Origin of the sequence: Faecalispora jeddahensis (assembly GCF_000577335.1) — a bacterium.
GTDB classification, from domain to species: Bacteria; Bacillota; Clostridia; order Oscillospirales; family Acutalibacteraceae; genus Faecalispora; species Faecalispora jeddahensis.
The window spans coordinates 37,294-49,849 of sequence record NZ_CBYL010000015.1 but is presented as its reverse complement, the minus strand read 5'-3'; the positions used below and the strand labels follow the sequence as shown (position 1 = coordinate 49,849).

Sequence of the window (12,556 nt, the reverse complement as noted above, 5' to 3'; positions counted from 1 at the left end):
TGAAATCCGCCCAAATGAATACAATAGAAGAGGGCGGGGCAGCAAAAACGCAAGAAACAATTTATAATCGTTAGAAAATAATATGCTGAGCGAGTTAAATTGCTACTGTTTGGCAAAATAAGTGGAAATTGACTTTAACTGACTTTGACTATCGAGCGGCCGCTCTTTATAATAAGATTTATAAAGTCAAAGAAAGTCAAAATCAAACTTCGACTGGAAGGGTGATTATGAAAATCAGTGATCATGTTGCCAATTATATATTGGCACTATTGGAAGAAGAAAACGGAAGAGCAGAAATTCAAAGAAACGAGCTGGCCGAATCACTGGGGTGCGTTCCCAGTCAGATCAGCTATGTGATTACCTCTCGCTTTACGCCCGAACAGGGTTACCTGGTAGAAAGCCGGCGCGGCGGCGGCGGGTATATCCGCATCACACAGATTCAGATGGACGCAAGCAGCGCGATCATGCACACGGTCAACTGCGTCGGGGATTCGCTCGACAGCGCGACGGCGCGCATTATGCTCTCAAATTTGCTTCAGCGCGATATTATTTCGGAAAAAGCGGCAAACATTATGGCAGCGGCCCTGAACGACCGATGTTATCAGAATGTACCGAAAGAAAACCGGGATGTGCTTCGCGCCGCGATTTTTAAGCATATGCTGATGACACAGATTTGAGCTTTTAGGAGGGATTGTCATGAAATGTCAGATGTGCGGGAAAAACCCGGCGACTACGTATGTAAAAATCATTGTGAACGGCGAATTGACCGAATACGCTCTGTGCGGCGAATGCGCGCAGAAAGCGGGGTACGGCAATTTTTTGTACCCCTTTGCGCTGGATTTTAACAGCCTGCTTGGCAGTTTTTTCGGGAACCCTGTTCCCGAAATGACAGATACCGTCCGGTGCCCGGGGTGCGGCTCTTCTTTTGGGGAGATCGCCCAGAGCGGCAAGGTTGGGTGTGCCGAATGCTACAATACCTTCCGCGACCGCATGATGCCGTCGATCCAGAGGATACACGGCAACACCAAGCACTTTGGCAAGCGCCCGAGCAGCCGGGCCCTGCGGGTAAAGCCCGAGGCAAAGCTGAGCGTGGCCCCGCAGGAGGATACGGAGCTCAGCCGCAAAAGGAAAGAGCTGCGCGAGGCGGTCGAAAGCCAGGATTTTGAGCGTGCGGCGGTGCTGCGCGACGAGATCAAAGCGCTGGAGGGGGGCGGCAAAGCATGAAGAAATGGTATGAAAAAAGCGGGCAGGAGGCCGACGTGGTCATCAGTACCCGCGTGCGGCTGGCCCGCAACCTGAGCGATTATCCGTTCCCGGTGAAGATGACCGCCGAGCAGCGGGAAAAGGTGGAGCAGGCGGTGCGCGATGCCGTGATGCGCGGCAACAGCTCCATTTCCAATCAATTTCGGTTTATCAGTCTCGATGACATCAGCCAGAACGAGGCGGTCTCCCTGGTGGAACGCCATCTGGTCAGCCCGGAGTTTATCTCGGCGCCGAACGGCCGCGGTCTTCTGCTGACGCAGGATGAAACCGTCTCGGTCATGATCAACGAAGAGGATCACCTGCGGATTCAGGTGATGTGTGAGGGCCTTGATCTGGAGGGCGCCTACGAAATGGTGGACCGTGTGGACGCTCTGCTGAACGAAAGCCTGCATTTCGCGTTCGACGAGGATTTGGGTTACCTGACCCAGTGCCCCACCAATCTGGGCACCGGCATGCGGGCGTCTTTGATGCTGCATCTGCCCGCGCTTCAGGAAAGCGGCGCGATGCGCCGGGTAGCGTCCAGCCTGTCAAAGCTGGGGCTTGTGATCCGCGGCATTTACGGCGAGGGCAGCGAGCCGGTGGGGGCGATCTATCAGCTCTCCAATCAGGTGACGCTGGGCCTGAGCGAGCAGTCCGCGATCGCGAACCTGAAAAGCATTGCGGGCCAGCTGATCGCGCAGGAGCGCGCAGCCCGGGCCGAGCTGGTGAAAACGGTGGAAACGCAGGACCAGATCTTCCGTTCCATCGGGATCCTGAAAAGCGCCCGTGTTCTCAGCAGCGACGAATTCATGCGGCTGATCTCTTACGTGAGAATGGGAGTCGCCACGGAGCTTCTCACCGGAATTTCGTACGACACCATCAACAGTTTGATCGTGCAGGTACAGCCTGCTACCATGATGCTGACAAAGAAAATGACCACAGCCGAGCGGGATGCGCTTCGCGCAAGCACTGTATCTCAGCGGCTGAATGTAACATAAAAAAGGGGGGACGATCTATGTATCGTTTTAACGGATTTACAGAAAAAGCAAACACTGCGCTGAACCTTGCCATTGAATCGGCGGAAAATCTGGGGCATACCTATATCGGCAGCGAGCATATTGTGCTGGGCCTGCTGAAAGAGGGTACGGGCGTGGCCGCCACAGTGCTGAATAAGCTGCAGGTGACAGCCGCACAGCTGGAACAGCTGATGTCCGAAAAGATCGGAACCGGCACAAAAACCAGCCTTTCCGCGGATGACTTTACGCCCCGCAGCAAGCGGATTCTTCAGATCGCCGTCATGGAGGCCGCACGGCTTGGCCATAACTACGTGGGAACCGAGCATCTGCTCATCGCGATTTTGTCGGAGGGCGACAGCTACGGCGTGCGTTTCCTCCAGTCGCTTGGCGCGAAGTCCGGCGACATTCTGAATGAAATCAGCTCCGCTCTGAGCAGCGGGGAGGATTCCGCTCCCGCTCCCGGTATGCCATCGACTTCGTCCGGCAAGGGCGGTAAAAGCGCTACCAAAACGCTCGATCAGTTCGGGCGTGACCTCACCGCGCTGGCTGCAAAGGGCGGCATCGATCCGGTGATCGGCCGCCAGACGGAAATTGAGCGCGTGATTCAGATTCTGTCCCGCCGCACCAAGAACAATCCCTGCCTGATCGGCGAGCCCGGCGTCGGCAAAACAGCCGTCGCGGAAGGTCTTGCCCTGAAGATTGCGGAAGGCCAGGTGCCGGAGCTTCTGAAAAACAAGCGCGTGATTACATTGGACCTCACCGGTATGGTTGCCGGTACCAAGTACCGCGGCGATTTCGAAGAGAGAATCAAGGCCGCAATGGACGAGGTGCGCAGCGCGGGGAACATTATTCTGTTCATCGATGAACTGCATACCATCATCGGTGCCGGCTCCGCGGAGGGCTCCACAGACGCCGCGAACATTTTAAAGCCTGCGCTGGCCCGCGGTGATTTTCAGGTGATCGGTGCGACCACCATCAACGAATACCGCAAATATATCGAAAAGGACGCTGCTCTCGAGCGCCGGTTCCAGCCCGTCATGGTCGGCGAGCCGAGCGAAGAGGAAGCGATCGAGATTCTGAAGGGTCTGCGCGACCGGTACGAGGCGCATCATAAGGTCAAGATTACCGATGAGGCGATCGACGCTGCCGTGAAGCTTTCTTCCCGCTATATCGCGGATCGCTTCCTGCCGGATAAGGCCATTGACCTGATGGATGAAGCATCCTCTCGTGTGCGTCTGCGTGCCTTTACCGCTCCTACCGATTTGCAGGAGCTGGAAAAGAGCATCAAGGAGCTGGAGCAGGAGAAAGCCGCCGCCATCAACGCGCAGGAATTCGAGCGGGCCGCCAAGGTGCGCGACGAAGAGAAAAAGGCCAAAGAAGAGCTGGAAAGGCAGAAGAACCTGTGGACCGAGAAGCGCTCGCATGAGGGCGGAGAGGTCACTCCCGAGGATATCGCAAACGTGGTGTCTGTGTGGACAGGAATCCCCGTGGTTCAGCTGACCGAAGAGGAAAGCGAGCGCCTGCTGCATCTGGAAGAAACCCTGCATCAGCGTCTGGTCGGGCAGGAAGAGGCCGTCAGCGCTGTGTCTAGAGCCATTCGCCGCGGCCGCGTCGGACTGAAAGACCCGAAACGCCCCGTAGGCTCGTTCATCTTTCTCGGGCCGACCGGCGTTGGTAAAACCGAGCTGACCAAGGCCTTGGCCGAAGCGATGTTCGGCGACGAAAACGCGATGATCCGTCTGGATATGTCCGAATATATGGAGAAGCACACCGTGTCCCGTCTGGTTGGCTCGCCTCCCGGATATGTGGGCTACGATGAGGGCGGTCAGCTGACTGAGGCCGTGCGCCGCAAGCCGTATTCGGTGGTGTTGTTCGACGAAATCGAAAAGGCGCATCCGGATGTGTTTAACATCCTGCTGCAGATTCTGGAGGATGGCCGTCTGACCGACGCGCAGGGACGGAAGGTCGATTTCAAGAATACCGTGATCATCATGACCTCGAACGTCGGCGCGCGCCTGATCACCGAGAAAAAGGGCAGCCTTGGCTTTGCGTCGGAGGAGAACCAGAAGCTGGACAGCGAAAAGGTCAAGGAACTGGTGCTCGGCGAGCTGAAAAGCACGTTCCGCCCCGAATTTCTGAACCGTGTGGACGACATTATTGTGTTCCATAAGCTTACCGATGAGAATATCCGCGAAATCGCAGGGCGTATGCTCAAGACCTTGCAGAAGCGCCTGAGTGAAATCGGTATCTCCGCAGAGTTTGCCGAGGCCGCCGTGGCGGAAATCGCCAAAGAGGGCTTTGACCCGATCTACGGGGCTCGTCCGCTGCGCCGCGCGATTCAGACAAAGCTTGAGGATCGTCTCTCGGAGCTGATGCTGGAAGGAAAAGTGCACGCAGGGAACCGGGTTGTATGCGATTTCGAAAACGGTGAATTTATTTTTGTAGAATCCCCTCTTGAGAAATAACTGGACTGCGGATATAATAGAGGCATTCATAGAAGTGAAAGTGGGTGTTGTCAATGGAATCCGCAGCCAATAGCCGCCCGGATTTAGCGGCAGCTTTATTCCGATTAATCGGGGCCTCAATCCCTGTCAATTATACAGAAGAGGAAGAGGCGCAGCGTTTGTATGCAAAGCTTCAAAATGATCATGAACGTCTGAGCAAGGTGATTTCTCTTTGTGGCACTCCAAAAACGCCGCAGCAGCTTTATATTGCCGCCACCGCGTGCAGCTGGCTGGGCGGAAATGACGAGCTGACGGCCAAATATGCCCAGCAGTATCTGGAAACCTCGGGATGGGACCGCCTTTCTTACGGGACGATGATCCAGGACGGCGTCACCATCAGTCGATGGGCCAAAAGCCGCGCGGAGATGTATGTGATTCTGGCGCAGGCACAGGAAAATCTGGGGAAGCACGAGGCCGCTCTCACCAATTTTGCCGAAGCCTATCGTCTGGAGCCGTATGACGCGATGTACGCCGTAAAAATGGCGGGTGTGATTGAACACGCGCGCAGCCGCAAGGAAGCCCTGCAGTTTTTAAAGCAGCAGACGCTGACCCCTCATTACCGCCCGCTGCATTACAAAGATGAGCATGGCAATCGCGGCAGCAACCAGACCTTCCGCCAGATCATCGATTCTCATATTCTGAAGCTCGAGTCAAAAGAAGATTAAATAAAAGCTCCCTCCGAACGGCAAAACGCTGGTCGGAGGGAGCTTTTCGTATCTGGCGGAATAGGCAGACCGCATGTTTTTGGGCGATTTCTTATTTGAAGGATTTACGGCTGAAAGCATAAGCCGTCCAGCGCTATGGTACCGAACTCAGTCAGCGCACCGCTGCCGCCATCTGCGCGGCTGGTGCCGCCGGGGAAGAAAGTATCGTCCTTTCTCAGAATTCCGTTGGGCAGTACCAGCAGATTGCCAAAGCTGGTGGTTTCCAGAATGCGGTGTCCCTTTTTTTCCAGCAAGCGAATGGTATCGGGAGAAAAGCCGTTTTCCAATTCCAGCCCCTGTTCTTTTGTCAGGCAGCACATGTGGGGTGTCCGGATCGCCGGGTCCATCATCATCCCGTAATCGATCACGTTCAAAATCAACTGCAGAGTGCTTGTAATGATTCTTGGCCCGCCTGCCGCACCCACGGCGAGAAAGGGAACTCCATCCTTCAGAACGATGGTCGGAGACATGCTGGAAAGAGGCGTTTTTCCGGGGCGGATCGCATTTGCCATGCCATAGGCCAGCCCCTGCGAGGTGCGCACCCCGACCTTGGGGCTGAAATCGGCCATTGTGTTGTTCATGACAAAGCCGCGCCCGGGAATCACGATTCCGCATCCCCACCAGTTACGGATGGTCTGCGTCTGCACCAAAACGTTGCCAAAGCGGTCCATGACGGAAAAATGAGAGGTGCAGCCGGCATACTCCCGGGCTTCAATTCCCTCTACCGGTGCAAACTCCTGAGCCCGGTCCGGGTCGATCTTTGCAGATAGCTTATGAGCATACTCTTTGGACAGAAGCTTTTCCTGCTGAATTTCCACAAAGTCGGGGTCACCCATGGCCACAGAGCGGTCTGCAAACATCAGTTTCATTGCTTCTGCGATGATATGGATGCTTTCTGCCGAATGAAAGCCCATGCTCCCCAAGTCAAAATTCTCTAAGATGTTGAGCATCTGAATCAGATGTGTGCCGCCTGAAGATGGGGGCGGCATAGAGACCACCTCATAGCCCCGGTAGCTGCTGCGAACTGGTGTGCGGGGCTTGGGCCGGCATCCGGTAAGGTCTTCTTTTACCAAAAGACCCTGATCACGGTTTACCTGCTGCACAATCTCATCTGCAACCGGCCCGTTATAAAACCAGTCTGCGCCGTTTTTCGCCACGCTCTCCATGGTTTCTGCCAGATCAGGATTGTAAATCAACTCTCCAAAGGTTCTGGGCTTACCGTCGTGCAGGTACAGTTCCCGAAAGCCTTCGTACGAATCGCGGTTATGCTCCGCCTCCGCTGTATTGCTGATTCTTGCATACTGAAATCCACATTTAAATCCCTGTCTGCAAAGACGGATGGCCGGGGCGGAAACTTGCTGCCAGCTCATGGTGCCGAATTTTTTCAGTAGATTGTCCATAGCACGGTAAAGCGCGGGTACTGCAACCGAACGTCCTGAAAATTCCGTCAGCCCTGCGTCCACATCGCCGTTTTCATCGAGGAACATATCCTGATAAGCGTTGATTGGCGCAACGCCGCGGGCATCCACAGCATAAAACGCATCGCTTTCTTTGTGGTAAAAGAGGTGAAAGCACCCGCCCCCAATACCGCTGTGATAGGGTTCCACGACGCCGAGAACGAGAGAAACAGCAACAGCGGCATCTACAGCGTTGCCGCCCTGACTCAGAATCTCCAGCCCGGCGCTGCTTGCGTAAGGACTGTTTGAACTGACCGCGCCGTCTTTACCGGAAACATAGGGCGTGTACATTGCGATCTCGGGGATTTCACACCCCATGTAAGGCCTATTTGGCATAAAAAGGCTCCTCCTTGTTTGCTGGTATTCCTGCGATCGCTAGATTCGCGATATAAAATTGATAGTGGTTTAATTGCCCGCCGCCTCTAGCTGTGAGTTTTTATCCTGTTTTCCCAAGAGTGTAATTATAATGCCAACGGCGTAGCTGACTAAGGTAACGGGATAGATAGCTTCCAGTTGGCTTGTCAGACCCAAAACAACCCACGCAATGCCGGTGGCGGTGCCTAAAATCATGCTCCAGAACGAAGCGGCGGCATTGGCGCGCTTCCAGAGCAGCCCCGCGAAAATGGAGAAACTGACCGGGCCCGTGGCCACATACAGCAGAGTTAAGAACATGCTGGTGAGCGATGTGCTGGGGAGCAGGAACGACGGAATTAGGGTAAGAGCAGCAAAAATGATAGTGCTGTAACGTGTTATATTCAAAAGCTTCTTTTCATTCGCATTGGGATTCACCTGCGTTTTGTAAATATTGGTGATGACTGTGCCGCAGCCAAGCATCATGTTGGCCATAGTATCAATAACGATCATTGCACAGATAGCAAAGATCAGGCCGGTTAAAATGGGCGGAGAAAACTCTCTGACGGTCCAGGCAAAGGCATTGGCACCGTTCCCAAGCGAGTCAGTTGAGGCCCGGCCCATCATGCCAATGATAGCGGTGATAATGCAGATGGGAGTAGCTACAACGTAACCAATGAGCGCGCCGCGACGAGCGGATTTGGCATCCTTGGCGGCCATAATCGGCTGTAGTACAGACTGCATAACGGCACTGGTAAGCAGGCCGCCGATCATCCAGCCAATGATCTTCTGGGTGGGCATAGCTCCCATAGAGCCAAAGCCCTCTGGCAGCTTTTCCAGAAGGCCGGAATACCCGCCCATGGAAGGGAGTTTATAGATGACAAAGCCTGCCAGCAGCACATAAGTACCGATATTTACCACCTTGCCGCTCAGGGCAGAGCCTTGCATTCCGGCAAACCCGGTAAACACCGCGGCAACGACAAGACCGATGATAATTGCCGCAGAGCTGTTAATGCCCGGAATTGCAGACTGAATCACAGTTGAGACTGTTTTAAGCTGAACTGGCATGTAAAGAAACGACATTGCCAACCATATGTAAGAGTACATACGACCGGATTTGGTAGAAAAACGGTTGGATAGAAAATCTGAAACGGTATCACTGGGCATTTTTTCCCGGATCTTTCCGGCCAGCAGTGCGACGATCAGAAAATACACGGGAGTAGCCAGCGAGTACCATGCGCCGGCGATGCCGATGTTGTAGCCGTCCTGCGCCGCGCCGACAATGCTTATACCGCCGATCTGAAAAGCACCCAGCATGGCACCTATGCTGCCGGCAGACATACTCTTGTCTGCGCCCGTCCACTGGTCAGCATTTTTAACGTTGCGTCCGGCGATGATGCCAATGAGTACGACGCCGATAAAAGCAATGATCCAAGATGCTGTTAACATGAAAAAACCTCCTCTTTTTGTTTTGCTGTAAAGATTATGATAAAGCTCCGAAGCCTGCAGTCTGCGGAGGCTCTATGCTATCCTCAATCCGATTCGACAAAATTCGCGCAATCATGAAATTTAAGGACCTATGGGAAAAGACAAAGTGTTTTTATTTGGTGCTTTCGATATGATAGCGTTTCTGCCTAGTGAAATACTAGGAGAAAACGGAAATGAAATTGGATAATTCGGAAAGAGAGTTATTAAAAGGAAGAAGGGGTTGTACAACAGGGGAAATCTGATTAGAATGATCCTTAATGGGCTCAGAAAATAGAAAGATAGGCATCCTAAGGCAGCTGTTCCGATTTTTCCTAATGCGATTCTGTCAGAAATAGATTATAATTAAGAAAAATCAGAAAAGATTTCAGTAATGCTCTCTATTTAGGATTAAACGAGGGAAGGCTTAACAGTAAGAGGAGGTATTGCTCATGTTGGAACCCCATATGATTTCTCTTCAGCCGTTCTGGGAAGGCGGGGTCAAAAATATAGGTCTGCTGACTGACGCCGATGCCAAGATTGTTGCTCATAGTATGCATCTGGTGGCAAAATCCTCTCTGCAGAAATGCGTTCCCGGAACCGGGATGGTGGGGATTGCGTTCTCCTGCGACCCGAACTTGCCCGGATCCTATTGCTACGGTGTGCTGGAGGGCCGCGGAACAACAGATTATAATGGGATTCTGGATTGTTTTCTGGTACGTTTTTTACCTGGGGAATTTTCCCGTCTGTTTGGCGTGTCGAGCTTACTGCCCTCCCAAAAAGGAGTCCCTTTGAAAGAATTGTTTTCTGTTGGAACTTTGGAAGAGGAAATGGCTGCGGCCAAAAGCGATGAAGAACGCCAAAGGCTGGTTGAACGTCTGATTCGATCCGCCTCTTCTTCTGTTTCTTTTCGGAAGCCCAGGGAACAGGAAAAGCAGATTGCTGCAAACGCAGTGCGTACGATTTTAGAGCATCACGGGGATATCCGCATGAAGGAGCTTTCTCAGGAGACTTTATATAGCGCCCGATATCTGCAAACCCTGATTCAGGAGCATGTGGGTCTTCCGCCCAAGCAGCTGTGCAGTCAGATCCGGTTTCAAAATATCCTGCGTCTGCTGCAAAATACCCACGAGCCGTCCCTCACGTTATTGGCGCAGCAGGCTGGTTTTTACGATCAGTCTCATTTTACGCGCGTGTTTAAGGAATATACCGGTATGTGTCCCTCTGCCTTTTTGCAGTCTCGCCCGTAGTAAAATCGGCTGAAACAGGCAACAGGTTATTTTGCGGCAGTTGCCATGTGTTGTTGATTGGATACATAACGACTGGCTTTTTTAAAGTTGTCCAATGATTATAGAAAGACCTGCGTTCATTCATAAAGGAAGGGCCTTGGGGTCGGCAAACGCCGTCCTCAAGGCCCTGTTTTGAATCGTAAAATCTTGTTCAGGTAAACTCCGTTATGATTTGCTTATCGCTGCATTCCGGCGAATAGACAAAGCGATCCATGTGATCTCCCTTAAAAAAGTATTTTGGCGGAATCGGGCGGTAAGAATAATCAAAGGTATCGATAATGACAAGCTTGATTTTCATGCGCGAGGGCAAAATGCTTTTAATGTAAACGCTGGCCTGCTGCCCCGGCAGTACGCCCTCTTTGATTTCGGCCAGCCCGGCCAGATTCGGCGCCAGCTCGACGAAGATTCCATAGGGTTCGGTGGAGCGGATGATCCCCGCCACGGTTTCGCCCGTGTGGAACAAGGCGACGTTTTCCTCCCAGGTGCCGAGCAGCTCCTTTTGGGTAAGGGTAATGCGATCCCCCTCAATCGATTTGATGATGGTGCGAACATCCATCCCCACGGTAAACCGCTCTCTGGGGTGGTCGATGCGTGAAACAGAAATCGCGTCGATCGGCAGCAGCGAGATGATCCCGCAGCCGATGTCTGCAAAAGCGCCGAACGTTTCCAGATGTGTCACCCGGGCGTCCGTTACGTCGCCGGGGCGCAGCTTCTCTATGTACTCTCTCCGGCATTTTTCCTGCGCCGCCCTGCGCGAGAGCACAGCAATCGGATTGCCCGCATCATCCTTCTGAAATCCGGTTATGATAAAGCAGACAGGCCGGTTCACGCGGGAAATGATGGCAATATCCCGGGTGGTGCCCTCCCGAATGCCCAGAGCGCCCTCTTCCCGGGGAATCAATCCTTTCATGCAGCCCAAATCCACCAGCAAATTGTGGAAGCTGTCACAAACTAGCGCCCGGCCCTCCAGTATTTTTTCATCCCGGCATGCGTCCATCAGGGCGGTCATGCTTGCCATGGCAGCCCGGTTCTCCGGCGTATCAATCTTCCAGCCCTCGGGCTTATAAGTATTCAGGCCCATTCTTTTACCTCCTTTTTCCGGTCAGAACATCTATATGCAAAAAACCGCGCGCCTAATACAGAAATCAAAATGTTCCGCCGATTCAGGCCCCCGGCGTGCATCATATGGCATCGATTTCTGCTGGGAAAGCTTGCATATTTTCATGAAATAGACTAAAATATTACCAAATTGATCGAAAAAAGGATGGTGGTTTGATGCGCAAAAGAATCCGCGCGGCGCTGGTTGGTTTTTCCCTGCTGCTGCTTTTAACGGCCTGTGGCGGCCAGCAAAAGAAAGAGCTCGGTTATCAGCTGGACAAGCCCGCGGCCGGCGAGGAAATCGCTGTGATGGAAACCAGCATGGGTGAGATGAAGCTTCGTTTCTTCCCGGAGGCTGCACCAAAGGCAGTAGACAACTTTAAGCAGCTGGCGCAGAAAGGGTATTATAACGGAATTACCTTTCACCGGGTGATGAATAATTTTATGATTCAGGGCGGCGATCCCACCGCGACGGGCACCGGCGGTGCAAGCGCATCCGGCGCGCCGTTTGAGGATGAATTCAGCGAATCGCTGATCAATCTCCGCGGTGCGGTATCAATGGCGAACTCCGGCCCCAATACCAACGGCAGCCAGTTCTTTATCAATCAGGCCCCGGCCTCTTCGTTTTCGGGCTGGGAGTATTATCAGCAGGGCTACGACGTGTACAAACAGAGCCCCGACGCGTTTACCACGCAATACGGCAGCTGGGTAGACATGAGCAAGATTTCGGATACCTACAAAAAGCTGTATACGGAAAACGGCGGCAATCCCACGCTCGACGGCGCTTACAGCACCACAAAGAAGGGCCACACCGTGTTCGCTCAGGTATTTGAGGGTATGGATGTGGTAGACAAGATCGCAGCGGTAGAGGTCGACGGCAGCAACAAGCCCACTGCCGACGTGACAATTACAAAGATCACTCTGGAAAAATACCAGGGCTAATTTCTGAAGCGTGTGTGCAGATCGAGAATAAACCGTTCCGGAGTTTGCCGACACGCTCTTAGGATCACAGAAAAGGAGATCATAACAATGGAACTGATTCATGCAACCGAAGAAAATTTTGATCAGCTGATCACTGAAAATCCGCTGGTGCTCGTCGACTTTTGGGCCAGCTGGTGCGGCCCCTGCCGTATGGTAGCCCCGATTGTGGAAGAGCTCGCGAAAACCTTTGAAGACAGCCTGACCGTTCTCAAGGTAGACGTTGACGATAACCAGGAGCTGGCCCGCCGCTATGGCATCATGAGCATTCCCACCATCATTCTGTTCAAGGACGGCCAGAAGCAGTGGACAGAGGTGGGAGTAAAGCCCCAGAAGCATTTTGAAGAGCAGATCCGGCAGTCACTTGAATCATAATATCCCTGCTGATTGAGGTAAGTTCCCTTTTGGAAAATTAAAATCATTCGCGGCTTAGCGTCTTCTTGTGATTTTGAA

At 53.1% G+C, this 12,556-nt stretch carries 11 protein-coding genes; 8 read left to right on the top strand and 3 right to left on the bottom strand.

The genetic code is table 11. The annotated features are described in order from the left end of the window. Window positions 1-227: 227 nt before the first annotated feature. From TY09_RS07690 to TY09_RS07670, 5 genes are all read left to right on the top strand, one after another. A complete protein-coding gene (locus TY09_RS07690; RefSeq protein WP_042432752.1) occupies window positions 228-677 on the top strand; it encodes a CtsR family transcriptional regulator in 450 nt (149 codons plus the stop codon). A 19-nt stretch (window positions 678-696) separates the two neighbouring features. Continuing rightward, window positions 697-1,224, top strand: coding sequence for a UvrB/UvrC motif-containing protein (locus TY09_RS07685; RefSeq protein ID WP_009063130.1), 528 nt, complete (start codon window positions 697-699; stop codon window positions 1,222-1,224). Then, window positions 1,221-2,240: a protein arginine kinase gene (locus TY09_RS07680; protein WP_042432750.1), complete on the top strand. Its 1,020-nt coding sequence runs from the start codon at window positions 1,221-1,223 to the stop codon at window positions 2,238-2,240. The genes TY09_RS07685 and TY09_RS07680 overlap by 4 nt, the downstream gene beginning before the upstream one ends. 17 nt (window positions 2,241-2,257) lie before the next feature. Beyond that, window positions 2,258-4,723: an ATP-dependent Clp protease ATP-binding subunit gene (locus tag TY09_RS07675; RefSeq protein ID WP_042432747.1), complete on the top strand. Its 2,466-nt coding sequence runs from the start codon at window positions 2,258-2,260 to the stop codon at window positions 4,721-4,723. A 158-nt stretch (window positions 4,724-4,881) separates the two neighbouring features. Further along, entirely contained in the window at window positions 4,882-5,427 is a 546-nt protein-coding gene (locus TY09_RS07670; RefSeq protein WP_242841455.1) for a hypothetical protein, read from the top strand. A 104-nt stretch (window positions 5,428-5,531) separates the two neighbouring features. Here TY09_RS07670 and ggt read toward each other — a convergent pair whose 3' ends face one another. Together ggt and TY09_RS07660 are read right to left on the bottom strand one after the other, a co-directional pair. Continuing rightward, on the bottom strand, window positions 5,532-7,259 hold the full coding sequence (gene ggt / locus TY09_RS07665; protein ID WP_042432744.1) for a gamma-glutamyltransferase: 1,728 nt from the start codon (window positions 7,257-7,259) through the stop codon (window positions 5,532-5,534). A gap of 69 nt (window positions 7,260-7,328) precedes the next feature. Then, on the bottom strand, window positions 7,329-8,723 hold the full coding sequence (locus tag TY09_RS07660; RefSeq protein ID WP_042432741.1) for a sodium:solute symporter family protein: 1,395 nt from the start codon (window positions 8,721-8,723) through the stop codon (window positions 7,329-7,331). 467 nt (window positions 8,724-9,190) lie between these two features. Here TY09_RS07660 and TY09_RS17590 point away from each other — a divergent pair, with 467 nt between their 5' ends. Continuing rightward, window positions 9,191-9,988 carry an AraC family transcriptional regulator gene (locus tag TY09_RS17590; RefSeq protein ID WP_052335571.1) on the top strand — a complete coding sequence of 266 codons (798 nt, stop codon included), beginning with the start codon at window positions 9,191-9,193 and terminating at the stop codon, window positions 9,986-9,988. A gap of 190 nt (window positions 9,989-10,178) precedes the next feature. On the opposite strand, the gene TY09_RS07650 is transcribed toward TY09_RS17590, so the two are convergent. Further along, window positions 10,179-11,108, bottom strand: a complete 930-nt coding sequence (locus TY09_RS07650; RefSeq protein ID WP_042432737.1) for a S1 RNA-binding domain-containing protein — start codon at window positions 11,106-11,108, stop codon at window positions 10,179-10,181. Between the two features lie 194 nt (window positions 11,109-11,302). Here TY09_RS07650 and TY09_RS07645 point away from each other — a divergent pair, with 194 nt between their 5' ends. Both TY09_RS07645 and trxA read left to right on the top strand, forming a co-directional pair. Continuing rightward, window positions 11,303-12,067: a peptidylprolyl isomerase gene (locus TY09_RS07645; protein WP_042432734.1), complete on the top strand. Its 765-nt coding sequence runs from the start codon at window positions 11,303-11,305 to the stop codon at window positions 12,065-12,067. Window positions 12,068-12,154: 87 nt separating this feature from the next. Continuing rightward, the gene (gene trxA, locus TY09_RS07640; RefSeq protein ID WP_009063071.1) at window positions 12,155-12,478 is read left to right on the top strand and encodes a thioredoxin; all 324 of its coding nucleotides are present in this window, start codon (window positions 12,155-12,157) and stop codon (window positions 12,476-12,478) included. The last annotated feature ends 78 nt before the right edge of the window (window positions 12,479-12,556 follow it).